The sequence below is a fragment of the Candidatus Binataceae bacterium genome (assembly GCA_035294265.1).
In the GTDB taxonomy this organism is placed as follows: domain Bacteria; phylum Desulfobacterota; class Binatia; order Binatales; family Binataceae; genus DATGLK01.
Genome location: DATGLK010000047.1, coordinates 38,122 through 61,952 on the forward strand (window position 1 = coordinate 38,122; position 23,831 = coordinate 61,952).

23 protein-coding genes, 2 tRNA genes and 1 other RNA gene are annotated in these 23,831 nt (G+C 61.9%); 13 read left to right on the forward strand and 13 right to left on the reverse strand.

Annotated elements, in window-relative coordinates; translation table 11 throughout:
* Positions 1–6 precede the first annotated feature (6 nt).
* Both VKV28_08660 and VKV28_08665 read right to left on the reverse strand, forming a co-directional pair.
* Positions 7–258 carry an acyl-CoA dehydrogenase family protein gene (locus VKV28_08660; protein HLH76860.1) on the reverse strand — a complete coding sequence of 84 codons (252 nt, stop codon included), beginning with the start codon at positions 256–258 and terminating at the stop codon, positions 7–9.
* Positions 212–1,150, reverse strand: a complete 939-nt coding sequence (locus VKV28_08665) for an acyl-CoA dehydrogenase family protein (GenBank protein ID HLH76861.1) — start codon at positions 1,148–1,150, stop codon at positions 212–214. Before VKV28_08665 ends, VKV28_08660 begins: the two co-directional genes overlap by 47 nt.
* A gap of 657 nt (positions 1,151–1,807) precedes the next feature.
* Here VKV28_08665 and VKV28_08670 point away from each other — a divergent pair.
* Positions 1,808–2,314: a VWA domain-containing protein gene (locus tag VKV28_08670; protein ID HLH76862.1), complete on the forward strand. Its 507-nt coding sequence runs from the start codon at positions 1,808–1,810 to the stop codon at positions 2,312–2,314.
* 26 nt (positions 2,315–2,340) lie between these two features.
* Here VKV28_08670 and VKV28_08675 read toward each other — a convergent pair whose 3' ends face one another.
* From VKV28_08675 to VKV28_08695, 5 genes are all read right to left on the reverse strand, one after another.
* Positions 2,341–2,745, reverse strand: coding sequence for a DUF1634 domain-containing protein (locus VKV28_08675; GenBank protein ID HLH76863.1), 405 nt, complete (start codon positions 2,743–2,745; stop codon positions 2,341–2,343).
* A 2-nt stretch (positions 2,746–2,747) separates the two neighbouring features.
* Complete coding sequence (locus VKV28_08680; GenBank protein HLH76864.1) at positions 2,748–3,572, reverse strand: sulfite exporter TauE/SafE family protein; 825 nt, start codon at positions 3,570–3,572, stop codon at positions 2,748–2,750.
* A gap of 142 nt (positions 3,573–3,714) precedes the next feature.
* Entirely contained in the window at positions 3,715–4,689 is a 975-nt protein-coding gene (gene gshB / locus VKV28_08685) for a glutathione synthase (protein HLH76865.1), read from the reverse strand.
* On the reverse strand, positions 4,686–5,426 hold the full coding sequence (locus tag VKV28_08690; protein ID HLH76866.1) for a 16S rRNA (uracil(1498)-N(3))-methyltransferase: 741 nt from the start codon (positions 5,424–5,426) through the stop codon (positions 4,686–4,688). Before VKV28_08690 ends, gshB begins: the two co-directional genes overlap by 4 nt.
* A gap of 21 nt (positions 5,427–5,447) precedes the next feature.
* On the reverse strand, positions 5,448–6,413 hold the full coding sequence (locus tag VKV28_08695; GenBank protein ID HLH76867.1) for a 50S ribosomal protein L11 methyltransferase: 966 nt from the start codon (positions 6,411–6,413) through the stop codon (positions 5,448–5,450).
* Positions 6,414–6,625: 212 nt separating this feature from the next.
* Between VKV28_08695 and VKV28_08700 the strand changes: the two genes are divergently transcribed.
* The 6 genes from VKV28_08700 (at position 6,626) to VKV28_08725 (ending at position 11,138) form a co-directional block, all read left to right on the forward strand.
* Complete coding sequence (locus VKV28_08700) at positions 6,626–7,336, forward strand: glycerophosphodiester phosphodiesterase family protein (protein HLH76868.1); 711 nt, start codon at positions 6,626–6,628, stop codon at positions 7,334–7,336.
* Complete coding sequence (gene dnaG / locus VKV28_08705; GenBank protein ID HLH76869.1) at positions 7,336–9,087, forward strand: DNA primase; 1,752 nt, start codon at positions 7,336–7,338, stop codon at positions 9,085–9,087. The genes VKV28_08700 and dnaG overlap by 1 nt, the downstream gene beginning before the upstream one ends.
* A 62-nt stretch (positions 9,088–9,149) precedes the next feature.
* A tRNA-Ile gene (locus VKV28_08710) sits at positions 9,150–9,225 on the forward strand.
* Positions 9,226–9,302: 77 nt separating this feature from the next.
* On the forward strand, positions 9,303–10,007 hold the full coding sequence (locus VKV28_08715; GenBank protein HLH76870.1) for a C4-type zinc ribbon domain-containing protein: 705 nt from the start codon (positions 9,303–9,305) through the stop codon (positions 10,005–10,007).
* Between the two features lie 62 nt (positions 10,008–10,069).
* Positions 10,070–10,416: RNase P RNA component class A (rnpB, locus tag VKV28_08720), an RNA gene on the forward strand.
* A 473-nt stretch (positions 10,417–10,889) separates the two neighbouring features.
* Positions 10,890–11,138 (forward strand): hypothetical protein, encoded by a 249-nt coding sequence (locus tag VKV28_08725; GenBank protein HLH76871.1) that lies wholly within the window; start codon positions 10,890–10,892, stop codon positions 11,136–11,138.
* Positions 11,139–11,681: 543 nt separating this feature from the next.
* Here VKV28_08725 and VKV28_08730 read toward each other — a convergent pair.
* Positions 11,682–12,845 carry a GNAT family N-acetyltransferase gene (locus VKV28_08730; protein ID HLH76872.1) on the reverse strand — a complete coding sequence of 388 codons (1,164 nt, stop codon included), beginning with the start codon at positions 12,843–12,845 and terminating at the stop codon, positions 11,682–11,684.
* Positions 12,846–12,922: 77 nt separating this feature from the next.
* Between VKV28_08730 and clpS the strand changes: the two genes are divergently transcribed.
* The 6 genes from clpS to VKV28_08760 all read left to right on the forward strand — a co-directional run bounded on the left by clpS (position 12,923) and on the right by VKV28_08760 (position 19,611).
* Positions 12,923–13,261, forward strand: coding sequence for an ATP-dependent Clp protease adapter ClpS (gene clpS / locus VKV28_08735; protein ID HLH76873.1), 339 nt, complete (start codon positions 12,923–12,925; stop codon positions 13,259–13,261).
* A gap of 18 nt (positions 13,262–13,279) precedes the next feature.
* Entirely contained in the window at positions 13,280–15,637 is a 2,358-nt protein-coding gene (gene clpA, locus VKV28_08740) for an ATP-dependent Clp protease ATP-binding subunit ClpA (protein ID HLH76874.1), read from the forward strand.
* 126 nt (positions 15,638–15,763) lie between these two features.
* Positions 15,764–16,354, forward strand: coding sequence for a CDP-diacylglycerol--glycerol-3-phosphate 3-phosphatidyltransferase (pgsA, locus tag VKV28_08745; protein HLH76875.1), 591 nt, complete (start codon positions 15,764–15,766; stop codon positions 16,352–16,354).
* 22 nt (positions 16,355–16,376) lie between these two features.
* Positions 16,377–16,452: transfer RNA gene (locus tag VKV28_08750), tRNA-Gly, on the forward strand.
* 640 nt (positions 16,453–17,092) lie between these two features.
* Positions 17,093–18,316, forward strand: coding sequence for a cobalamin-independent methionine synthase II family protein (locus VKV28_08755; GenBank protein ID HLH76876.1), 1,224 nt, complete (start codon positions 17,093–17,095; stop codon positions 18,314–18,316).
* Between the two features lie 44 nt (positions 18,317–18,360).
* The gene (locus VKV28_08760) at positions 18,361–19,611 is read left to right on the forward strand and encodes an MFS transporter (protein HLH76877.1); all 1,251 of its coding nucleotides are present in this window, start codon (positions 18,361–18,363) and stop codon (positions 19,609–19,611) included.
* A gap of 35 nt (positions 19,612–19,646) precedes the next feature.
* Here VKV28_08760 and VKV28_08765 read toward each other — a convergent pair whose 3' ends face one another.
* The 5 genes from VKV28_08765 to VKV28_08785 form a co-directional block, all read right to left on the reverse strand.
* On the reverse strand, positions 19,647–20,699 hold the full coding sequence (locus tag VKV28_08765) for an amidohydrolase family protein (protein HLH76878.1): 1,053 nt from the start codon (positions 20,697–20,699) through the stop codon (positions 19,647–19,649).
* Positions 20,700–20,775: 76 nt separating this feature from the next.
* Positions 20,776–21,249 carry a cupin domain-containing protein gene (locus VKV28_08770; protein HLH76879.1) on the reverse strand — a complete coding sequence of 158 codons (474 nt, stop codon included), beginning with the start codon at positions 21,247–21,249 and terminating at the stop codon, positions 20,776–20,778.
* Between the two features lie 4 nt (positions 21,250–21,253).
* The gene (locus VKV28_08775) at positions 21,254–22,054 is read right to left on the reverse strand and encodes an amidohydrolase family protein (protein ID HLH76880.1); all 801 of its coding nucleotides are present in this window, start codon (positions 22,052–22,054) and stop codon (positions 21,254–21,256) included.
* Positions 22,055–22,308: 254 nt separating this feature from the next.
* Entirely contained in the window at positions 22,309–22,833 is a 525-nt protein-coding gene (locus VKV28_08780; GenBank protein HLH76881.1) for a VOC family protein, read from the reverse strand.
* Between the two features lie 425 nt (positions 22,834–23,258).
* Positions 23,259–23,645, reverse strand: coding sequence for a carboxypeptidase-like regulatory domain-containing protein (locus VKV28_08785; protein ID HLH76882.1), 387 nt, complete (start codon positions 23,643–23,645; stop codon positions 23,259–23,261).
* Positions 23,646–23,831: the final 186 nt, after the last annotated feature.

Genomic DNA, 23,831 nt, shown 5'->3' on the forward strand with positions numbered 1-23,831 from the left:
AGCGCTTCAGGTCCGCATTAGGTCGCGCGCGATCACCACTCGCTGCACCTGCGAAGTGCCCTCGTAAATCTGCAAAAGCTTGGCATCGCGCATCAGCTTTTCCACCGGGTAGGCCTTCATATAGCCGTAGCCGCCGAAGATCTGGACCGCATCGGTGGTGATCTTCATGCAAGCGTCGGCGGCGAAGGCTTTGGCGTAGCTGGCGATCGGATTACGGCCGCGCCCCCGGTCTACCCACCAGGCCGCCTTGTAAGTTATAAAGTCTCATCGCTTCCAGCGCGATCGCCATATCGGCCAACATGAACTGGATGGCCTGAAACTGAGCGATCGGCCGGCCAAAGGCGCTGCGCTCGCTGGCGTAGCGCAGGGCCTCGTCCAGGGCCCGCTGACTGATACCCGCGGCAATTGCGCCGATATGGGGTCGAGAGCGATCGAAACTGCGCATCGCATACTCGAAACCGCGCCCTTCCTCGCCCACCAGCGCGTCGGCGGGCAGGTGGACATCATCGAACACGATCTCGGCGGTGTCGGCGGCCCTTTGTCCCAGCTTGCCATGCATCCGGGCGCGCGAGATTCCGGGCAGGTCGGCAGGCAGCACGAAGCAGGAAAGGCCGCGATGGCGCAGACTGCGATCCGCACTGGCAAAGGTCACAAGCCACTTCGCGTAGGAACCATTGGAGATGAAGTGTTTGGTGCCGTTTAGTACGAAACCGTCGCCTTGGCGCCGATAAGTGCTGGCAATTCCCGCCACGTCCGAGCCGGCGCCGGGCTCGGTCAGGGCAAAGGCGCAAAAGGTGAGCTCCCGGGTCAAAGCGGAGAGATAGACTTGCTGCTGCGCATCGTTGCCCGCGATCAGCAGCGGAAGCGCCGCCAAACTATTGGTGCCAATACCGTTACTGATTCCCGCGCAGCCGTAATTGAGCTCTTCGCTCACCAGGCAGACCTCCACACAGCCCAGGCCGGGACCACCCAAAGCCTCCGGAATCTCCAAATTCATCAGTCCAGCCTGAAAGGCGCGCACATACAGATCAGTGGCAAACAGTTCCCGCTCGTCGCACTCGCTGGCTCGCGGGATTATCTCCTCGCGCGCAAAGCGTCGGGCCAATTCCTTGATCGCTAGCTGTTCGGCGCTGAACTCGAAATCGAGCATGATGGTGCGACCTCCGGTTTGCCCTTAACCATCGCTGCCCGCGGTGCGAAGCGCAAGACGCTAGAGCATCGCTCCAAAGTTACGAGCTCACTGGCTCGGGTTTCGTCGACGGCGCCCAACGATGCCCGGGTTATTTAACGCCGCCCTAATCGGCGTGCGCCAACCAGCCGGCACAATCGGCGTGAAATCGCTGTCACACGCGTGTTGCATGGATCCAGGAGGGGCGTGGAATGAAAAGGACGTCCAGGCTCAGCCGAGGTAATCGATGCAGATTCGAGGTTCGATTGTCGAGCTTCTTAAGCTGCTTGCCCTGAGTTTTGCGCTTGCCATACCGAGCCAAAGCGATACGGCGCGGGCGGGCAGTTGGCCAGCGACAATTGTTCGCAGTCAGTTGCAGAGTAAGCAGACCTCCACGCTGGAGATTTCGAGCCGGCCGCGGCTGGCGCGCGATCAGGCGATGGAGATCCGCAGTCAGGGGCGCTACGCCCAGGTGACGATTACGGTTACCGGTCCCAGCGGCGGTTACATTAGCAACCTCACTCAGCGCCAACTACGAGTGTTCGAGGACGGTACTGCGCGGCCGATAATCGACTGCCAGCAAGATGCGCACACACTGGCGACGGTGGGAATCATTATCGATGTCTGGACCATCGCGCCGTGCTCGCCCTCCTTGACCGGTTGCAGCCCGAGGCCTCAACCGCCTTGTTCGACGCCATTGGGCAAGGGCTGCGGCTGGTCAAGCAGGGACGCTACGCCAAAAAGACCCTGCTGGTAGTTACCGACGGAATCGACAACATGAGCCAGAGCACGCGGACGCAGGTCGTTGAACAGGCGCGCCGCCAAGGCGTGCTGGTATACTCGATCGGAGTTGGGCATACCGATGCGCGCGAGGTTGATGTCGATACCTTGCGCAGCCTGTCGGGCGAAAGCGGGGCGCGCGCTTTTATCGTACCCGAGGTCGGCGACGGCAGCTTGCTTAGCCGCGACGCGCTGGCGATTAGCGGTGAGCTGCGCCGTCAGTACAGGGTGACCTTTCTGGCCACCGGCGCAGGCGGTTTGGAGCGACGCGGATGGCGGTCGCCGATCATCCCGACTGCCGAGTGCGGGTGCGGCCCAGTCTGGGGACTCCTGGGTCAGCCCCGTAAAGATAGCTTTATTTGTTAACTCTCCTGTCTACAAAGGACGGCCGGTTAATGAAGCATCAGGCTGTAAGTGAGTACACTCAGGACGAACAACGTGAAGACGGTGTACTTCAGGTTTCGTTCTTCGAATAGAAAATACAGCATCGAGGCCAACACCCGGATATAGGGGGTTATCATGAGCACGGCGATGCCGCTGCTGATCAGGATGCGCGGGCGGAGCGCGCCGTGGAACAGGTTGTGCACTTCGGCGATCACGAACGCGAGCAGGTTGGTGCCCGCCAAGCGAAAGTTATCGGTCAGAGTGCCGGTGGCGAAACGATGCCACAAGGCGCCGCATAGCAGCAAAGTTAGGCTCAGCAGTACCCCTGCCAGCAAAATCCAGCCCACCAGGAGATCCATGTTCAACCCGGCCGAGGCAGCGGGTGCCGGATGGGAAGAAGGATGAGATGCCATAGCTATAGTCCTCTGATGCCTTTGTACAGCATTTCAATCGCGAGGATTGCCAGGATAAAGAGAAAAAATTGATGGATGGTGCGATTGTGCAAGCGCACCAGAATCCGGGTGCCCAAAAAGGCGCCAGCCACGATGCCGATGATGATCGGCGTGGCCAGCTCGGGATGGATCAGGCCGGCCGCCAGATAGACGCTGGCGCCCGCCAGCCCGGTGACCCCGATTATCAGGTTGCTGGTGGTGGTTGAAACCTTGGCCGGCAGGCCCATTACCAGATCCATTACCAGCACCTTGAGCGCGCCCGCGCCGATGCCCAGCAAGCCGGCGATCAGCCCGGCGCCGAACATCATCGGGCCACCCAGGTAGGCGCGCCGGGCCGAATACTCGATGGTCTTGCCGGCCGCCTGATCGTAATAGCTGCCGTGCAGCTCTAGCCAGCGCGAAAAGCGGTCCGGAATCGTTTCGGGCACAAATTCCCCGTGATTGAACCACATCACGATCCAAGAGATGAGCAGGACCAGGCCGAACATGATGTAGAGATAGCGCTGGCGGGTGACGACCGTGATCATGGCCCCGATGATCGCCCCGCTCATCGTGAACATCTCCAAGAACATTCCGACCTTAAGGTTGGTGATATGGTCGCGCACATAGGCCGAAGCGGCGCCGCTGGAGGTGGCAATGACCGAGACTATGCTGATCGCGATGACCTCCTTAATTGGCAGGCCGAAGAAGGTCAGCACCGGAACCAGGACTACGCCCCCACCCATGCCCGCCATCGCGCCGATAAAGCCGGCGACTACCGAAATCAAAAACAGCGCTGCGAATGACACTTTTAGCTAACCCTTTTCAGACTACGCCGGCGGCAAAAAGCGGGCGCGTCCCTCCCTCCCTGCATACTCGCCCCACCGCGAGTTCAGGCTCGTTTAGCACGCCCCTCGCCCTTATTCTGGCGACGGCAATGCGTGCGCCGGTTCAATGCGTATGGCGCGGCAAGGCCGCGACCCTGGCTTCGACGAAGTCCACCACCTGCCGCTCCAACTCGACCCCGTCCAGACGATCGATCTCCTGCACTCCGGTGGGACTGGTCACGTTGACCTCGGTGAGATAGTCGCCGATTATGTCTAGCCCCACGAAATAAAGCCCGTCGCGCTGCAGCCAGGGCTTGAGGATGCGACAAATCTCGCGGTCGCGCGCCGTCACCGCGGCCTGTACGCAGGTCCCACCGACGTGGATGTTGCCGCGGTTCTCGTCTGCCAGCGGGACCCGCAGCGTGGCGCCTAGCGGCTCGCCGTCCAGCACGATCAGCCGCTTGTCGCCGGCGCGGATCTCGGGCAGATAGCGCTGCGCCATCACCGGTCGCCGTTCGCCATCGGTCGCGGCTTCCAGGATGGCGTTAAGGTTACGATCAGCACGGCTGAGCACAAATACGCCCGCGCCGCCGTGCCCGTCCAGGGGTTTGACGACCATCTCACCCCCTTGTTCCTCCATGAACACTTTGAGCCGCGCAATTTGATAACTGACCAGCGTCGGCGGAATTGCGGCGGGAAAATTCAAGGCGTAGAGCTTCTCATTGGCGGTGCGCAGACCCTCGGGCCGATTGAGCACGAAGGTGCGGCTACTATCCACCAGGCTCAGCAGCATGGTGGCATACAGGTAGTTGGCGTCGGCGGGCGGATCCTTGCGCATCAAGATGGCGTCGAAATGTTCCAGCGGGTTCTCTTGCCCCTGGTCCAGATATCGGTAATGAGGTGTGGCGCGCATCACTTCGCATCGCCGCGCCCGACCCCATGCCCGCGGCCCGCGAGCGAACAGATCGGCCAGCCCCATCACGGCCAAGCGATGGCCGCGACGCTGGGCCTCGAGCATGAAGACGAAAGTAGTGTCCTTATCCACCAGCACCTGCTCCAGCGGATCCATGATAAACGCCAAATTCAGGTTCACGCTCATGCCCTTTCTCTCTGATCCAGCGCCGCCGCGGCTAAGCTGAGCGCGGCCAGCGCCGCGGTCTCGCTGCGCAAGCGATGGGGTCCCAAGCGAGCGGCGACAAAACCGTCAGCCAGCGCGGCGGCGCGCTCGCGGGGTGTAAAATCTCCTTCGGGCCCGATCGCCACGATTACCCCAGCGGCGCCGGCGGCCTGGAGCAGCGTGCCCGCCGAGATACCGTCGGGCTGACAGATCAGAGCCACCATCTCACGCGGGCGCGCGGCAAGGAAGGCTGTCAAAGCCGTCGGTGCTCGCACCACCGCCGCCACCCCTCCGCTTTGCTTGAGGGCCGCTGTCGCCAGTCGCCGCCAGCGGGACAGGCGAGTTGGGCCGGGATAATCGCTCACGGAGCGCTCGGTCAGCAGGGGCCAGATCTCGCTGGCACCCAGTTCGCTGGCCTTTTCCACCAGGAAATCCATCCGCGGAGCTTTGATTAAACCGATGGCAAGGATCAGGGGTGGCGTGCAGGGCGCTGCCAGTTCGGCGAGGATTCGGGCCCATGCGCGAGTGGAATGGAGCGACTCGAGCACGGCGCTCAAGCGCCGTCCGCCGCTTTCGATCAGAGTCAAATGATCGCCCGGGCGCAGGCGCAAGACGTCGCGCAAGTGATGAAGCTCGGCACCGTTCAGGCAGGCGCGGTCGCCACTAACGGCGGCGGCATCCAGAGTGAAGGTTGGCCCAATGTGCGATGGCTGGGGCAAAATCCCAATCCTGCGGAAAATTCATATATGTGTGTGGGCGGTGCGAAACAAGCTCGACCCTCGATAAGTTTCGCGCGCCGCGCGGTGGCCGGCCGCCGCACCCAGGGTCAATGTAACCCAGCCGCGCTCGCGATAGGAGCGACGCAAGCGCAACTGAGGTCGATAGCGCGCCAGGACCCTAGGCGCCTCGCGCTCCAGGATGCCGGAGAGAATGAGCCGGCCCCCCGGCGCCAGCCGCTGGATCAGTATGGGTGCCAGCTCGATCAGGGTCGAGGCTAGGATATTGGCCGCGATCAGACCAAAGCGCGTGCCCGGCTTCAGTTCGGCTGCAAACCGCAGATCGCGACTTAAGCGGTTGAGGCTGGCGTTGTGGCGAGCGTTGGCCCGCGCCGCCGGATCGATTTCTACCGCGCAAACCTCGTCCACACCCAGCCGTCGCATCGCAATCGCCAGTACCCCTGACCCGCTGCCCAGATCCAGCGCTGGGCCGTCGACGCCACGCCCCACTTCATGCTCGATCGCGAGCAAGGTACCGCGGGTACTGGGATGGTGCCCGGTGCCAAAACCCTGTCCCGGATCGATGATTATCTCCAGCCGCTTACCGTCACTTCGGCCTGCCTCCCAGGGCGGAAGCAGGAGTAAGTGACGGCCGATGGGCAGCGGCTTGAAGCGCTCTTTCCACATCGCAGCCCAGCCCGGATCCACAATCAGCTCGGGGGGCGCCACCAGTTGCTTCCGCGCGATCAGCCCGGCCTGTTTCAAACCGCTCACAATCGCCTTCCAACGCGCCGCCGACAAGCGCTGAAAGTAGCTTTCGAGGGTCACGATTTTGTGGCCCGCTCGCGGCATTCGGCGGGCCCATTTGGCCGCGCTGCCCATGGCGCCTAAGCCGATTAGAACGCCGCCTAGTTCGTCGGCGTCGGCGGCTGAAACCTGAAGCGCGACTCGGTAATAGGTGGGTGATGGAAGTTTCCGCGCGGCTGACATAGGTCCCGCTAGCATACGACAAGCGCGATGGATCGATAAGCGCGGTCCTCGGAGATAAAGTTGCGCTGCTGGTCCAGCACAAGCTGTGCACAAACAGGCCCCTTACGCACTTGCCAGCGCGCGCCTCCGAAGCGCTAAAATCGATGGCCGCCACGAATTGTTCGGTGGCCGAGGATGCGGAGGAGCGGGATGTGCGCCCGCCAGTATCGTAGTTGCTGATTATCGCTCACCGCGGCGCCAGCGGCGATTTTCCCGAAAACACTCTACCCGCGTTTGCCGGCGCAATCGCGGCCGGAGCCGCGATGTGCGAACTGGACGTGCATTTGAGCCGTGACGGCGTGCCTATCGTCATCCACGACGACCGCGTGGATCGCACCACCGACGGTTGCGGCGCGGTCAGCGAGCTGACCCTGGCCGAGATTCGCACCCTTGACGCCGGCGTGCGCTTTGCCCCGGGCTTTGCCGGGACGCGCGTGCCCAGCCTGGAGGAGGTAATTGAACTGTGCGCCGGGCGCTGCGCCCTCAACGTCGAATTAAAGGACGCCGCCGCGGTGGACGCGACCTGCGCCGCGATGCGTGCCGGTGGTATGCTGGAACAGGGGCTGATCTCCAGTTTCCAGTGGCCCGTGTTGCACGCCGTGCGCCGGCTGCAACCCGCGATCGGAATCGGGGTGTTGGCCGATCGCGCGCCGGCGGCAATGCTGGCGCAGGCGCTCAGCTTAGGTGCCGTTGCGATCCATCCCAGCTATCCGCTGGCCGATGCCGCGCTATGCGCGCGGGCTCATGCCCACGGTCTGAGAGTGTATGCCTGGACGGTGGACTCGCCCGCGCTGGCCGAGCGGTTGCAAGCGCGTGGCGTCGATGGCGTCATGACCAACTATCCCGCCCGCATGGCGGCGCTGGGTGTACCCGCTGAGGACTAATGTTCGACGACAGCCAATTGGAGGAAATTCGCGCACGCGCCGATTTGGTCGAGGTCATCGGTGCGCACGTGCGGCTGCGTCAGGCGGGCCGCAACTATATCGGCCTGTGTCCGTTCCATAACGAAAAGACACCTTCCTTCACAGTCAGTCGCGAGCGCGGTTTCTTTCATTGCTTTGGCTGCGGCGCCGGTGGCACGGTCTTCAATTTTCTGATGCGGATAGAAGGTTTGAGCTTCCCCGAAGCGGTGCAAACCCTGGCCACTCGCTACGGTGTCACGTTGCGCGAGCATGGAGGTGGTCCGCGCGCCGATCCTTCGGCGCGCGAAGCCGCGGTGCGCGCGGCGCAGACCGCGGCCGAGTTTTATGCCCATGTGCTTTGGCACACTCCTACGGGCGGGCGCGCGCGCGATTACTTGGAGCGGCGCGGGATCACGCGGGAGAGCGCACAAACCTTCAAGCTGGGCTTTGCCCCCGTCGATCCTTCTTCGCTGGAGCGAGCGTTGGAGCGACGGGGGCTACGCGCGGGGGCGGTTGCGATCGGACTACTGCGACAAGGCGGCTCGCAACTGCGCGACCTCTTCGGCGGACGGCTCATTTTTCCCATCCGCGACAGTGCCGGCCGGGTCGTCGGGTTTGGCGGGCGTGTCCTCGATCAGCGGCTGCCCAAGTACATCAATTCGCCCGAATCGACGCTGTACTCCAAGGCGCGGGCGGTTTATGGGTTATACGAGGCACGCGCGGCAATCGGTCAGCGCGAACGCGCCATCGTGGTGGAGGGCTATTTGGACGCGATCGCACTGGCACAGGCAGGCTTCAAGGAGACGGTCGCGACCCTGGGCACTTCCTTGACCGTAGAGCAGCTGCGGCTGCTGGCGCGTTACACCCCCAATATCTTGGCCTGCTTCGATGGCGATAGCGCCGGTCAGCGCGCCTCGCTGCGCGCCTTGCGTATCTTTCTGGAGGCCCAATTGCTGGGGCGCGCGATCTTCATGCCGCCCGGCCATGATCCGGATACATTCGTGCGCGAGCGCGGCGCGCCGGCTTTTGCCCAGCTTATCGAGCAAGCCCAATGGCTAGTGGAGTACTATGTGCGGCGCGAGGGCGCGCAGGCTGCCGCTAACGGTCCCGGCGGCCAAGCCCAAGCAGCAGAGCGGGTGGCGCAAACTTTGGGCTTGATCGCAAATCCGTTCGAGTTCGATCTGCTAACTCGGCGCGCGGCTGAAATTTTGGGGGTGCGCGAAGAGCTGTTGCGCCAGCAGGCGCGCCACGGGCGTTCCGCGACGGCGCGCACCGCCACCCAGGCGCAGGTCCAGGCAGCGCCGCGCCAGGAAGCGGCCGAGGATATGCGCAGCACGGCGCAATGGGCATTATTGGCACTGGCGACCAGCTATCCACAGTTGCGCGGGGAAATCGGCGAGGGGTTGGAGGGGCTTGAGATGGGCGATTCCAAGAGTGCCCGTTTCTTGATGGATTTATGCGCTAGCGCGTTGAGCCAAGCTCAAGCCGAAGCCTACCTAACTCAACATCTGGATAACGCGGAGCAGGGACGCCTGAGCCAGCACATGATTGAACTGGGGGCGGTTGATCTGGCCGCTGCCCGCCGCTTGATGCAAGAATATCTGCGGGCATTGGCGCGTTGGGAAGGGCAACAGCGCTTGCGCCGGCTGCGCCGGGAAGCCCGGGAGGATCCCAATCCGGCCGCGGCCCAAGCGATAATCCTGCATCGGCGGGGTGAAGGGAAACCTACCTGAGCGCTGAGGTTGGCGTCTTAAAAAGTAGGTGCAGAGCTGGTACACTCAATGGTCGAGGACGGGGGCCCATAGCTCAGTTCGGTCCAGAGCTGCCGGCTCATAACCGGCTGGTCCCAGGTTCAAATCCTGGTGGGCCCATATTGCAAGCGCCCGTGTGGGCAAATGAAGATCGACACGTCGCCTTTTAATTCCATGTTTCCCAGCGGAGGAGTGCATTGCTTGAGGAGATAAGCCGGCTGGCCAGCCTGCAGGCGCTGGACCAGCAGTTGCGTGCGCAGGAGCAGGCATTGAGCAAAATTACCGCGCGCGTGGACGAGCTGCGCGCGCGCAACCAGCAGTCCGCCATCGAGCTGGAACGCCTTCGCGCCGATGAACAGCAGGCCGAGTTGTCACGCCGCGAGTTGGAGCGAGCGCTGGCTGCCGGCGAAGTCGAAATCCGCAACAAGCGCATGCGGCTCAGCCAGATCCAAAACGAACGCGAGTTGCAGGCGCTGGGGCATGAAGTCGAGAGCCTCAAGGAAGGCAACCAGCGCTTGGAGGCTGAGTTGCTGGCCAAGTTGGAGATGGCCGATGGACGTCCGCGGCTCATCAGCGAGCTGGCCGAAAGCCTGGAGCGCGGCCTGGCCGAGCTGCAGGAGGCCGAGCGCGCGGTAGCCGGGCAGATCGAGGAGCAGCGCGAGGCTATCGGGCGCCGGCGCCGCGAGCGTGAGCGACTGTTGGCACAAATCGAGCCCTCGCTGGTGCAGCGCTATGAGATGCTCTTCGAACGGCGCGGGGGACAGGCGGTGGTGGCGGCCAAGGCGGGCACCTGTCAGGGTTGCCGGATGAGGCTGCCGCCTCAACTCTTCAATGAGATCCAGCGCCACGAGGTGATCTATTACTGTCCCAACTGCCAGCGTGTCCTATACTACGAACCCTAAGCCAGGCTTAAACGCCGGAGCCGCTCTGTTGGTGGCGCGATCCGCGCTATAGTTCTGGGGCCGGAGTCGGCCGGGCGGTCGCTTCGTGGTTGGACACGGGGAGGAAAGTCCGGGCTCCACAGGGCAGGATGGCCGTTAATGGCGGCGCGGAGCGATCCGCGGAAAGTGGCACAGAAAACAAACCGCCCGCATGGGTAAGGGTGAAATGGTGGGGTAAGAGCCCACCGGCGCGCGAGTGATCGCGCGCGCATGCTAAACCCCATCCGGAGCAAGACCAAATAGGAGGGTAGGTGGCCCGCCTCGACCCTCGGGTACGGTCGCTAGAGCCGGCGTGCAAGCGCAGGCCCAGAGGAATGACCGCCCCCCGCGGCAGTGGGGACAGAACCCGGCTTACAGGCTGGCTCCGGCTTGTGTCGCGCGCGCCCGCCGGGCGAGTTGAACCAATCGTAGCCGCGGCCCCGCCAGATACTCGGCAACCCGCGCGACTTGGCGTAGACCACGCACTTCAGGCCAGATTTCGGGCACCGCGACCACTGGTAGCGAGGGCGGCAGGTGATGAGCCCAGCGCGCTACTCGTTCTAACTCGCCATGGCGAGCCAGCCGATAGCTCTCCAGTGCGCGCACCAACGCCTCCAGCCCGGGCGCGCGCGCCAAGCTGCTGGCCAGCGCCGCCCGCAAGCTGGAGATCGCCTCCAGCCACGGCGCCATCGGTGCACCATGTTCGCTCATCAGATGTTCCCACAGCCGCGCATCGCCGAAACGATTGATAACCAGCGCGGCGGGTACTAACCCTTCGGCCTTCATCTCGTCGATTAGCTGGCGGGTCTGGCGCAACCGCTCCTCCTCGGCGGTGGTGACCAGCACGAAGCTGACTGCGCCCGAATGGAGCAAGGCTTCGGTCTTGTGCATCTGCTCGGTGATCTGCTCGAGCGTGCGCTGAGCGGCGACGAAAAAATCGGAGACGGCGGCCAGTGCCCCGGCACCGGCGAAGTGCTCCAACTCGCGCAATACGAAGCGCGCGGCCCGACTGATCACCCCCATCGCCAGTCGGCTGGCCGACATCGGTGGGGTAAACAGCCAGCGCGCGGCGCGCAGATCGAGCAGGCGGCTCAGGCGAGCGGGGGCGCGTAGGAAATCGAATGCGTCGGCGGCCGGCGGCGTATCGACGATGAGTGCTTCGAATTCCTTGCTGTCATGCAAGTCATAGAGCGTCGCCAGGGCTGCATAGGTTTCCGCGCCAGCGAATTGCTCGGTAAGTTGGCGGTAGAAGCGATTGTTTAGGATACGCTCGCGTGCCGGCGGGGTAGCGAAGCGGACGATCAATTCATCCCAGGCCGCACTGACATCGAGCATCATTGCCGCTAGGCGCAGTTTGTGGTCCAAACCGGCGGCCCGCAACCGTTGGTGTCCCAGATAAGTGGGTTTGCCGCCCAGATTGGCTAGTCCCAGGGCGTCGCGCAGGCGAGGGGCTGGATCAACCGTGATCAGCGCAGTGGTCAGGTGGGCCCGCGCCGCTGCCACCCCCAGAGCGGCCGCGATGGTTGTTTTACCGACCCCTCCCGGTCCCAGGGTCATCACCACGCAATCGCGTTGGAGCAGCTCAGTCATATCCAGCCTGTACTCCCGGGCCTTGTCACCTGATCAGTGGAGAACGGAAGGGTACGCGCGCGAGAATCAGCGAGGTTCGAGGTTGGAAGGCGGCGGAGCTTTCTTGGCGCCTTGCTGTTGCCCGACGGTTATCCAGCTTTCGACCTCGTGCCGTTCGCGGCGCAAAAAGTCGCCAACCGCGCGGGCCAGCCCTGGATGGGCCAGGTAATGGACGCTGCGAGTGAGGGCGGGATCGAAGCCGCGCAGCCATTTGTACTCGCCGCCGGCGCCGGGCTCGAAGCGGCGCAAGCCGGTTTGGATGCAATACTCGATGGCGGCGTAGTAACAGACGTTGAAATGTAGGAAGTTGCGTTCGCGAAAGCAGCCCCAGTACCGTCCGTACATCACCCCGGCGTGCTGAAGGTTGAAAGTACCGGCGATAAGCTCATCGTTTTCGTAGGCGCACACCAGGACCAGGTTGCGCTTGAAGTCACGCATCAGTTTGAAAAAGGCAAGGTTGAGGTATTGTCGGCCCCAGTACAGCTTGTCAATCGTGCTTCGATAAATCTCGAACATGGTACACAGCAGGTCGTCGTCGATTTGGGCGCCGGCCAAGATCCGAATGTCGATAGCCTGCGCGCGCAACTCGGCTTGCTCCTTGCGGATAGCATGGCGCCGTTTGTGCTTGAGCGCGCCCAGGTAATCCTCGAAGCTGCGGAAGTCCTCGTTGTGCCAATGGTACTGGTAGCCCAGCCGCTCCAAAAAGCCCATCTCCACCAGTAGTTGGGCTTCTCGCGGCAGGCAGAAATTGACATGAATCGAGGACAACCGGTTGCGCTCGCGCAGGGTCAGCAGAGCCCGAGCCAGTAGGCGACCAACCTCTTCGGAATCAGCTCCCGCGCGCACCAGCAAGCGCCGCCCGGTGTGCGGGGTGAAGGGCACGCCGACCAGCAGCTTGGGGAAATATTCCAGGCCGGCTTGCGCAGCCGCCTGCGCCCAACCGTGATCGAAGACGAATTCCCCCATGCTGTGGGTCTTGAGATAGAGCGGACAGGCGCCGACCAATTCGCCGCCGCTGGCCCGAATCAGGATATGATGGGGAGCCCAGCCGGTTTCGGCACTGGCACAGCCCGACTTTTCCAGCGCATAGAGCCAATCCCAGTCTAGAAATGGTGAATCCTCGGGCTCTAGCAACCCGTTCCATTGGCTGCGTGTAACGGCTGAGATGGCGGTAACCAGTTCGCTTTTCACCGTGATCGCGCTGATCTACAGCCTGCGGGGATCATCTGCTATTGTTGGATCCATCCGAAGTGGAGAGCGAGGTTCCAATGGCACGGGGACAGCGCACCAAGGTCGATGGGGGTGCGGGGCAGGGCGAGATTCTGACCCAGCGAGAGACCGAAACCCGCACGCGTAAGCCTTCGATGTACAAGGTCATCCTGCTCAACGACGACTACACTCCGATGGAGTTCGTGGTCGAATTGCTCAAGGTAGTGTTCCATAAGCCACATCCGGAAGCGACCCGTATCATGCTGCACGTGCATCAGAATGGGATGGGAGTGGCGGGGGTTTATCCCTTCGAGGTTGCCGAGACCAAGGTCAAGACCGTCGAGGAATTGTCACGCGAGCATCAGTTCCCGCTCAAATGCGTGATGGAAAAGGAGTAGGCCCGCGGCCAAGTAGCTATGCCAGCGTCGGGTATGATGATCAGCCGTGAGTTGCAGGTCACGCTGCAGCTCGCCATCTCCGAAGCCGCCAATCGGCGTCACGAGTACGTCTGTGTGGAGCATTTGCTCTACGCCATGTTGCATGACGCCACCGCCAGCAATGTGCTCCATCATTGCGGTGCCGACCTGCAGCGCCTGCGCAAGCGACTGGAGCGCTATCTGGACGAGAAGATCGAACGGCTGCCGGCGGGGGCGGAGACCACCCCACATTACGCGGTCGGGGTCCAGCGCGTGCTCCAGCGCGCGGCCGCTCACGTGCAGTCGGCTGGGCGGCGCGAAATTACCGGCGGTAACGTACTGGTAGCGTTGTTCGCGGAACAGAATTCCTACGCCTTGTTTTTTCTGCAAGAAGAGCAGGTGACGCGCTTCGACGTCGTCAACTTCATCTCGCACGGAGTCTCCAAGACCGGGGTCGATCCGGCCGAACACAGCGCTGCCGGCCCGCATCAACCAGAAGAGGAGGAAGAAGAGGAGGGCGAAGAGGGCGAGCCCAAAAAGATAGTGCCGGCGCGGGCACTACGCAACTACGCCACTAATCTAACCGAAAAGGCCGCCAAGGGTCTGATCGATCCGCTGGTCGGCCGCCAGCCCGAGCTGGAGCGGGCCATCCATGTCCTCCTGCGCCGACGCAAGAACAATCCGCTGTTCGTGGGCGAAGCCGGGGTGGGCAAGACCGCGATCGTCGAGGGGCTGGCGCTAGCGGTCCATCGCGGCGAGGTGCCGCCTGCGCTACGGGCTGCAGAAATTTTCGCCTTGGACATGGGCGCGCTGCTGGCCGGCACCCGGTTTCGCGGCGACTTCGAGCAGCGTCTCAAGGGCGTGCTCAAAGCGGTAGTGGGAGATCCTCGCAAGATCTTGTTCATCGACGAAATTCATACCGTGGTTGGGGCTGGTGCCGCTTCGGGCAGCACCATGGACGCTTCCAACCTGCTTAAGCCCGCGCTTGCTTCGGGCGAGTTACGCTGCATCGGCTCGACCACTTATCAGGAGTACAAACGCTCTTTCGAGCGCGACAAGGCGCTGGCTCGCCGCTTTCAGCGTATCGAGGTGCTGGAGCCCAGCCGCGAGGAGGCCCGTCAGATTCTGGCCGGTATCAAGGGCTACTACGAGAAGCATCACAATGTCAGCTACGGTGACGAGGCCCTGGGCTTGGCCGTGGACCTGGCGGCCCGCTACATCAACGACCGCTTCCTGCCCGACAAGGCGATCGATGTGATGGACGAGGCGGGAGTAGCTGCGCGTCTGGCCGCCGCCGAAGGCGAGACTGCCGCGGTGGGCGTGCGCGAGGTCGAGCGAGTGGTGGCTCGCATGGCTAAGATTCCCGAGCGTACGGTATCGGCCAATGATCGGGTCAAGCTGGAAAACCTCGAAGCTGATTTGCGCCAGGTCGTTTATGGCCAGGATCACGCCATCGCGATGGTGGCGCGAGCCATCCGCCTGGCCCGCAGCGGCCTGGGCCATCCCGACCGGCCGGTAGGGGCCTTCATGTTCGCGGGCCCGACCGGGGTGGGCAAGACCGAGGTCGCCCGTCAATTGGCGCGTGTCCTGGGGGTGGAGTTCCTGCGTTTCGACATGAGCGAATACATGGAGCGCCACACCGTCTCACGGCTCATCGGAGCGCCGCCGGGCTACGTCGGCTTTGACCAGGGCGGCCTGCTTACTGACGCTATCAATCGCACCCCCCATTGCGTCTTGCTCCTGGATGAGATCGAAAAGGCTCATCCCGACCTCTTCAACATCCTGCTCCAGGTGATGGACCACGCCAGCCTCACCGATAATAACGGGCGCAAGGCCGATTTCCGCAACGTCATCCTCGTGATGACCACCAACGCGGGGGCCGGCGAGTTGTCGCGCGCGCTGATTGGCTTTGGTACCGATTTTCGCGGCGGCGATCCCAAGGGGGCGATCGAACGGATGTTTAGTCCTGAATTTCGTAATCGTCTCTCTGCCATCGTCGAGTTCAACCAGCTCCCGCCCGCCGTGATGGAGCGGGTGGTCGACAAGTTCATCGCCGAGCTGGCCCAGCGGCTGACCGAGCAGAAAGTCGAAATTCACCTTACCCCGCAAGCGCGTCAATGGCTGGCTAGCAAAGGCTACGACCCGCGCTTCGGCGCGCGTCCGATGGCTCGGTTGATCGAGAGCGAAATAGCCCGTGTTCTGGCCGACGAGATCCTATTCGGCAAGCTCTACGGTGGCGGCCTGGTGGAGGTTGATGTGGACGAGGAGAAGCTGGAGTTCCGCTACGATCAGCTCCCGGCCGAGGTACCGATCCAGGGGCTGCCGGCGTCCGCGCCGAGCGAACCGACCCCCGATTGATCATGGCAATCGGAGATGCGAGGCAAGATTAGCTAAGTAGGAGTTAGTTTAGCTTATTTAGAGCCAGGACTCGTTGCTCCGTATTCATCACTGCCGTATGGTTGACGGGAGCTTCGGGAATCGGCGGTGACTTTGACCACCCCCAACGTACTGACGTTGTGCCGGATCGCGATGGTTCCGGTGCTGGTGTGGTTGCTTACTTTCAGCGGCCCAGTGGCCTCGGCCTGTGCTGGCGGCGCCTTCCTGCTTGCCACCCTCAGCGACTATCTCGACGGCTACATTGCGCGCAATTACGGCTCGGTCAGCCTGTTGGGTAAATTTCTCGATCCGATGGCGGATAAGCTTATCGTCTGCTCGGCTCTGATCATGCTGGTGGGATTAAGACGAGTGCCGGCCTGGATGGTGGTTGTGATCGTGGGGCGCGAGGTCGCGGTGACGGCATTGCGAGCGATGGCGGCGGTGCAAGGAGTGGTGCTGGCGGCCGAGGAGCTGGGCAAATACAAGATGACCTTGCAGGCGATGGCGGTGCAGGCGCTGCTTATTCATTACCGCTATCTTCATCTCGACTTTGCCGCTGCCGGAATGTTCCTGCTGTGGCTGGCCTTGATCGTAAGCTTGTGGTCCGGCTTGGATTATCTGCTGATTCTGCTCAGTGGGTTTCGCCTGTCGGCCGGCCTGAGCGGAAGCCGATTTGACAAGCGCGGCTTCGGCGGTTAAACGATATAACTCCGGACGCGGGGCGGGTGTAGCTCAGTTGGTAGAGCGTGTGCTTGCCAAGCACAAGGTCGTCGGTTCGAAACCGATCACCCGCTCCAAAAATCTCTAGGAAGCAGTTAGTTTTCTCGATCGCAGCTTCTCGGGGGCGGTGGTGATGGTTTGGCTATGTATGCGCTAAGCGGCGGTTGCATACATGAGCCGAGGCAGGGATCGGCTGTCTGGTCGGGTCCAAGGTGTGCGCGATAGCGATTCAGTATCGCTATCAGGGCCCGAGCACAGACCTCGACCAGCTTGAGCGCGATGGCCGGTTGGCGCGTTTGCCCGCGGACGCGCAGAGCTCTCGATGAAGCAGCCAGAATGGGCGGTATTTGGCGGCCTACGTCCGCGTCGCCGCTGGCCCGTTCCGAGGCGACCGATGCGACGTCGCGGAGACGGGGCCGCTGGTCTAGTAGCTCTCACAGGTGAACGCTGTCACAAGTTGACCAGAGTGCGCCGCACTTCGCGCGTTTCCGCGCGGCAGCAGATCTACAATTAGTATGAGGTACAAACACCCGGGCGCGGACAGGTTGCAGGCGATTTTCTGAGCTGGGTATCTTGGCTAGCAAGTGCGGCCTGCAAAATTGGCGTTTGCCAGTCGGCGGCATGCTAAGGGTGGTCGCAACTCGCGAGACGGCAGCGCTGGCGCTCGGAGGTTTGAAGGTGTAAAGCCTGCTCATTAGTCAGGCGGGAGGTCAGGTGATGAAGCGCAGCACAGACCGGATCATTACGACGCACGCTGGAAGTCTGTCGAGGCCGGCGGAGTTGATCGCATTGAACCAGGCGCGCGCCGCGGGCGAGCCGGTGGAGAGCGCGGCTTACCAGAAGTGTCTGTCCGCCGCGGTGGCCGAGGTGGTCAAGAAGCAGCGGGAAGCGGGGATCGACGTTGCCAATGACGGCGAATTCGGCAAGCCGATGACGGCCAACTACGATTACGGGGTGTGGTGGAATTACGCCTTCGGCCGTCTGGAGGGTTTTGTGCCTGCCGAGACGGTGGCGGAGTCGGCGCACAAAAAATCCAGTGTTGCCGACATTGCCTTGACCTCCATCGCCCAGCGGCGCGATTGGCAGAAGTTTCGCGATTTTTATCAGGACCCGGAGTCCAGTGGGACGCTCTTGGGCAGCGCCGCGCGTCGCCCAACCCGCCGGCCGGTATGTACCGCCCCAATCAAATACGTGGGGCAAGCCACCATTCGGCAAGACGTCGCCAATCTTAAGCAGGCCATGGCGGCGGCCGGGGTCGAGGAAGGCTTCATGACGTCGATTGCGCCCGGCAGCTTTGCCCGCGGCGAAAACCATTACTACAAGACCGAAGAGGAATTTGTCCTGGCTTCGGCCGAGGCGATGCGCGAGGAGTATCGCGCGATAATCGAGGGCGGGTTGGTGCTTCAGATCGACGATCCAAGCCTGTCCGACAACTGGGACATGATCGACCCCGAACCGCCGCTGGAGGAGTTCAAGAAGTTCGAGCTGGTGCGAATCGAGGCTCTTAACCACGCCCTGCGTGGGCTGCCAACAGATCGCATTCGCTACCATTTCTGTTGGGGCAGTTGGCATGGACCACACTCCACGGACATACCCTTGCGCGACATTGTCGATCTCGTCCTGCAGGTCAATGCCGGGGCCTACTCGGTGGAGGCCGGCAACGTGCGGCATGAACACGAATGGCGAGTGTGGCAAGCGGTCAAGCTGCCGGAGGGGAAGCTTTTGATTCCTGGGGTGGTTAGCCATGCCACTAATCTGATCGAGCACCCCCAGGTGGTGGCCGATCGAATCGTACGCTATGCGCGTATCGTCGGCCGGGAAAACGTGATCGCCGGGACAGACTGCGGGCTGGGCGGACGTATTCATCCGCAATTGGCGTGGGCGAAGCTGCAGACCCTGGCTTTGGGTGCGCAGCTCGCCACGGCCGAGCTCTGGAAATAAGAAATCGGCGGCTTGCGCGGCCCCTGTCGGGTCCGAGAAATCCAATGAAAATGCTGCAACCGCGTGCCTGGTCAGTGATGCTGGCGCTGTTTCTGACCGAAATCGTGGTCATTGGACCCAACTTGACCGTTCCCAACGTGTTTCTTACGCCGCTGATTCGAGCCTTTGGCTGGAGTCACGCCGAAGCCGCGCGGATAGCGTTTGCCACTTATATTGCGGGCGCGGTAGCGGCGCCGCTGGTGGGCTGGATCATGGACCGGCTCGACGCACGCTGGGTGATCGGCGCCGGCTTGGTAACAGTCGCGCTTGGTTACTACTGTGCCAGCCATGCCGACTCGATCTGGTCGATGATGGCGGCCTTCGCCCTGCTCGGCACGGGGGCGATGCTGGCGGGCATGTTGAGTAACATGGTAGTGGCGGTCAACTGGTTCGGCGACCATCGCGGATTTGCTGGCGGTCTGGTGACGACCGGCGCGTCGCTGGGCATTGGCATTGCGCCACCGCTGTTGACCTGGACTATCGCCCGCCAAGGCTGGCCGGCCGCGATGCGCTGGCTGGACGCTCCCATCCTGTTGCTGGTGCTGCCGCTGGTGCTGCTCGTGATGCGTACACGGCCGCCCATTCCCAAGGCGCAAACGACTTCGCAGGAGGTTGCTACCTTAGCGGGCCTGGAATTCCGGCCGGCACTTGCGACTTTGGCGTTCTGGTTGTGCATCGTGGCCGACTTCGTTTTCGAGCAGGGCGAGATCGGCCTCCTAACCCATTCGCTGACTTATATGATTGGCGTTGGTTTCAGCGCTGAGCACGCAGCCTGGATCTTCTCCGCGCAGACCCTGTTGTCCACCCTTTGGACGGTTCCGCTCGGCGTAATCGCCGATCGGTTTGGTGTGCGAATAGTATTGGCCTGTGCGCTGCTCGCCAAGGCGCTGGGGACTGCCGCCTTTTGCGGGATCGACAATCCGCACCTGGGGCCGCTATTCGTCGTCCTGTTCGTTATCTGCTGGGGCTCACCCTCTGGCACGGTGTTTTCTCTCTTTCCGGTGTTGTTGTCCGAAGCCACAGGGTTGCGTCGGTTCGGCTCCCTCAGCGGCATTCTGCGCTGCACGTCCGCGGTATCGATGGCAATCGGACCTATCTGGACCGGGCGGATTTTCGACGTGACCGGCAGCTACATTCCTGCCTTTGTAATAACGATCGGCTTTGCCCTGGTCGCCGCTCTGATGGTCTCGCTGGTACGTCCGTCGGTCGGCACGTTCGTCCTGCCCACGGCTGGTGCCAGCCCGACCGTGGCGTAACGGAGGCGTTAAGCTCGCCAGCGCGGCGTATTGAATCAGGCTTGCGCCGTGGTCTCTTCCTCGCGCCAGGTCAAGGGAGTGGGAATTTGCAAGTTGTATAGCTCAGCAACCGTGGTGCACAGGAGTTTGCGCTGGAGGGTGGTGGGCAACTTGCCCAGCAGCCGAGCAATTACTTGACGGGAGTTGGGCCAGCTTGAATTAGGATGGGGAAAGTCGCTGGACCACATCATGTTTTCCGCACCGTTCCACCATCCAAGCTGAGCGCAACCCACGCTGTCGTTGAAAAAGGTGGCATAGACCTGGCGGCGAAAGTATTCGCTTGGCAAAAGAGAAAGGGCGTGGCCCGCTGGCGAGTTATGGCCGTAATAGTTGTCCCAGCGCTCAAGCAGAAAGGGCAACCAGCCGAATTCCTGCTCCACCAGCACGAATTTCAAATCTGGAAAGCGATCCAGTACACCGAAAAACAGCAACTGAAAGAGCGACTGCATAGCGGCCGAGAGCTTAGCGTTGACCGAAATGCGGCAGACCTCGTTGGTGACGCCTTTGTCAAACAACTCGCGACTACCGTCGAAGCCGGTCAGGATATGCAGGCTTATCGGCATCCGTAGCTCCTGGGCGGTCGCCCAGATGGGTGAATAATGCTCGGAGTAAAAGGGCAATTCGGGCGGCGGGGCTTGCCACAGCATCGCCCCCCGCAGCCCGGCCTCACGGCATCGTCGAAGCTCGGCTACGGCATGAAGGGGATTGTAGGCGGAAATCAGCGCGATGCCGATCAGGCGATCGGGAGCGGCTTGACAAAACTCGATTAGCCAGTCGTTGTAGATGCGAAACAACGTCTCCTGTAATTCGACGTCACGCAGCCCGAACATTGGCATCCCGCGCGTGGTGTAGATGACCTCGGCGCTGACCCCGTCGCGAGCCATTTCTCCCACCCGCTGAATCGGCCCGCTGCCTTCGCGGATATCGAAGCCCTTGATCGCGAGCGCGGCTTCGCGCAAACGCGGGGGAAGCTTCGCCAGCCATAGCTCGCGGTTTTCATGCACGTGCGAGTCGGCTGAGATCACGGGTTGCGTAAAATTGTCGCTCATCGCTGTTTCTCCCGAGGCTGGGCGGTGCGTTGGCGCCGCTTCATTCCCCAAGCTTGATCGCGAGCAGGCCGCACGATCAGTCGCCGAAGAAAAGGCCTGGAATCGGCACTCCGGGTTTGCCGCCATCTTTATTGGCCGCCGAGTCGCCCTCCAGCGGGCGGCCGTCGGCCCCTTGGCGATTATGATCCTTGCTGGGGCGGCCCTCGCCCACTCGCAACAGCACCAGTTCTTCGTTGCCCGAGCTCTGAAAGCAGTACAGAACGCCCTTGGGAATTAGCATGCCGCGATGTTTCGGCACCACCACGGGAGTAAAATCCTTGCCGTAAAAGGTCGCTTCACCCTTCAGGACGACAAACAGGTGATCTTCCTTGGGGTGGGCATGTAAAGCGTTCTCGCCCCCGGAGGCGTAGGACTTGATCATTACCCACAGCCCGTCGGACTCGGCGACCAAGATGTGTTTGCTGCCCTCCGAAAGCAGCGGGATACGCAGGCTGAAGGGGATCAGTCCTTGAGAATCTTCGGCTGCCGCCGCCAGTTCCAACTGTGCCATTCACTTACCCCTGGTTTAGATTTTCAATCTGGTAAAGTCGCATCGCGTTCGCATAAGTGAGTTGGGCTCGCTGCTCGGACGTCAAAGGCGCCAGTCGGTCGACGAGTGCGCGCTCGTAGGCGGGCTCAAAAAGCTCGCTTGACCACATGAAATTGGCGGCGTCGCGGCCCACCAGTTGGCGGATCCCCACCGCATCCTCGCATAAAGTCGCATGAATCTGGCGGCGAAGGTACTCGCTCGGTGCTTGTTTTAGCGGCAAAGTCAGCTGCTTGCTGAAGCGCCGATAATAGTAGTCTAACTGCTGAAAGAAAAACGGAATCCAGCCGATTTCCTGTCCCACAAGCACAATGTTCAAGTCTGGAAAGCGCTCCATCACGCCGTAAAAAATTAGGTCATAAACGGCGTTGCTGATTGCCCCGAGCTCTTTTCCCACCGCGTCTACGCGAGTGCCGTCGGCCCCACCTTTCGTAAAGCGGGCGGGTTGGGTGGCGTGGATGCTGATGGGAAGTTTTAGAGCGCACGCCGCTTCCCACAGCGGTTCGTAGTGGTTGGAAGAGAACGGAATGGCGGGGTCGGGAATTTCCCAGATTTCGGCGCCCTTGAGCCCGGCTTGGTGGCATCGCTTGATCTCGTCCACCGCCGCTTCGATATCATAAGTCGCAAGCATCGCGATCCCAAACAGGCGCTCGCGTGCGCTCTGGCAATAGTCAATCATCCAATCGTTATAGAGGCGAAAGCAGGACTGTTGCAGCTCGGGATCGCGCAGGGCGAAGAATCGGCGCGCCACCGTTGCGTATAACAGCACCGCGCCCACTCCGCTCCGAGCTGCCGTCGTGAGCAACGAAGCCGAGTCGCCGGCGGCAGCCATTCCCGGGGAATCATCGAGCACCAGACGCGCCCGCTTCCAAGCATGGGGTGGAAGGCCGCGATGCCATAGGGCCGGGTCTTCCCGTACATGCGTGGCGGCTGAAATGAGGCGTAGTGCTGGCTGGTCCACTGCTGAGAGTCCCTTCTTTGTTGCCGATATTCCGCGTGCGATACCCTACAGTAAGTGCCTGTTCAGGTCGTCGCGGATTGGGAATCGGCGCCCTTGGTGAGCGAGGGGCGGCGCCAATAGGTATAGTTAAGTGCCTTGAAGTCGACGGTGTACGTGCCGCCTACGGCCCGGGCTATCGGTAGGTTCTCCACGCCTTTGAAACCCTCCGAGCAATAGAATTCCAGCAGATTGCCCGAGGGATCGCGGAAATACATCAGGGCTTCCTTGCGATTACGAGTATAGGGAGGATGGGTTGGGATAGCGAAGCTTTCCAGCCGTTCCTTAAGCGGCAGCAGATTGGCGGCGTCGATATAAAAAGCGTAGTGAGGAAACTCCGCCTCGGCTGCAGTCCAGCCGCCCGGTTGCTGCGAGAGGCCGATGATTACGCCTCCCAGCACAACTTCGACAAAGGGCGAATCCCTGCGCTCCAAAATCACTTCAGCGCCTAGGACTTCAGTAAAAAACTCCTTGGCTTCGCTAAGGTCGCGGCACGGCAAGCTCAGGTGACTAAAGCCACCGACTTTGGGAGCGAGGCCGATCTGGCTCATCGCGATTGACCTCCGGCCAGAGATGCAATCTGTTCCTATAGCACAGTTGGGCGAGATGCGTATGCGCGGATAACCTGCGTAAAATCGCCGTCGTTTTTTAACCCTTCACTTCTTGCAACCAGGCCAGCGATAAGGTTGCGCCCCACAGATGTTATACTGCGGTGATAGCCTGGCCCGAGGAAAAATAAATGGTGGGCGAAATCACGATCGACGATTACCGCTACGAAGAGATTTACCCTAGCTTCAAGGCCCAGACCGATGAAAAGTATCTGACTGCTAAGATCAACAGCTACCGCTAGCCGAGCGGCTCCAGGTGGTGTGCCGTAAGCGGTTGCCAGCCGCTTTCACCGACGGCTTGTGCGCGGTCCTGGATGAGGCGGTTCAATCGGTGGATCGGTGATAAAATTAAATGATGTGGGGCGCGTTCAGCGCGCGATCTGTTGGAGCACCACGGGCGTGGTCTGACCGCTGGCCACCTGAGCTGGCATCTTGGCAGTGGGCGACATCAGAAGGTAGTTTCCTGGCGGCACACTGAACCTGAACGACCCGTCGGAGGCGGTAAGCGTTTGCTGGAGCAGCTTTCCGGTTGCGGCCTCGGTCAGAAAGATGCGCGCGCGCGGCACCCCGCGTGGAGGCGTGCGAACCAGACGCACCGCATTGGGAACCGCCACCAGCCGCCCTTGGATAAAGCCGTTGGCGGGTGCGCTATTGTTGGCTGCGAAGGCGGTGCTCACACAGATGAGCCCGGTCGCGAATACGAGCGCGGCGATTATTGAACGGGCCAGGGGCGACATGATCTCCTGAGCGCTCAAGCGGCACAGCTTGAGCTTTTCGGTCAGCGATTATTCTACGCAAGCGCACGCGGCAGGCTAGGGTCATTCACACCGTATCCCGTTGCGGTCTGCGCCACGGGGGCCTGGCAATTGATGAATCAGCGGTGAAAGCGGTTGCGGAGATTGCGCACAAAATTGATCGCGAGGTCCTGCGCTAGACCCAGG

Excerpts from the sequence above, each read along its gene's own strand:
- VKV28_08665 (HLH76861.1), bottom strand. The coding sequence starts at position 1,150 with ATGCTCGATTTCGAGTTCAGCGCCGAACAGCTAGCGATCAAGGAATTG.
- VKV28_08675 (HLH76863.1), bottom strand. The coding sequence starts at position 2,745 with ATGGCATCTCATCCTTCTTCCCATCCGGCACCCGCTGCCTCGGCCGGG.
- gshB (HLH76865.1), bottom strand. The coding sequence starts at position 4,689 with ATGAGCGTGAACCTGAATTTGGCGTTTATCATGGATCCGCTGGAGCAG.
- VKV28_08695 (HLH76867.1), bottom strand. The coding sequence starts at position 6,413 with ATGTCAGCCGCGCGGAAACTTCCATCACCCACCTATTACCGAGTCGCG.
- dnaG (HLH76869.1), top strand. The coding sequence starts at position 7,336 with ATGTTCGACGACAGCCAATTGGAGGAAATTCGCGCACGCGCCGATTTG.
- VKV28_08725 (HLH76871.1), top strand. The coding sequence starts at position 10,890 with ATGGAGCAAGGCTTCGGTCTTGTGCATCTGCTCGGTGATCTGCTCGAG.
- clpS (HLH76873.1), top strand. The coding sequence starts at position 12,923 with ATGGCACGGGGACAGCGCACCAAGGTCGATGGGGGTGCGGGGCAGGGC.
- clpA (HLH76874.1), top strand. The coding sequence starts at position 13,280 with ATGCCAGCGTCGGGTATGATGATCAGCCGTGAGTTGCAGGTCACGCTG.
- VKV28_08755 (HLH76876.1), top strand. The coding sequence starts at position 17,093 with ATGAAGCGCAGCACAGACCGGATCATTACGACGCACGCTGGAAGTCTG.
- VKV28_08760 (HLH76877.1), top strand. The coding sequence starts at position 18,361 with ATGAAAATGCTGCAACCGCGTGCCTGGTCAGTGATGCTGGCGCTGTTT.
- VKV28_08765 (HLH76878.1), bottom strand. The coding sequence starts at position 20,699 with ATGAGCGACAATTTTACGCAACCCGTGATCTCAGCCGACTCGCACGTG.
- VKV28_08770 (HLH76879.1), bottom strand. The coding sequence starts at position 21,249 with ATGGCACAGTTGGAACTGGCGGCGGCAGCCGAAGATTCTCAAGGACTG.
- VKV28_08780 (HLH76881.1), bottom strand. The coding sequence starts at position 22,833 with ATGAGCCAGATCGGCCTCGCTCCCAAAGTCGGTGGCTTTAGTCACCTG.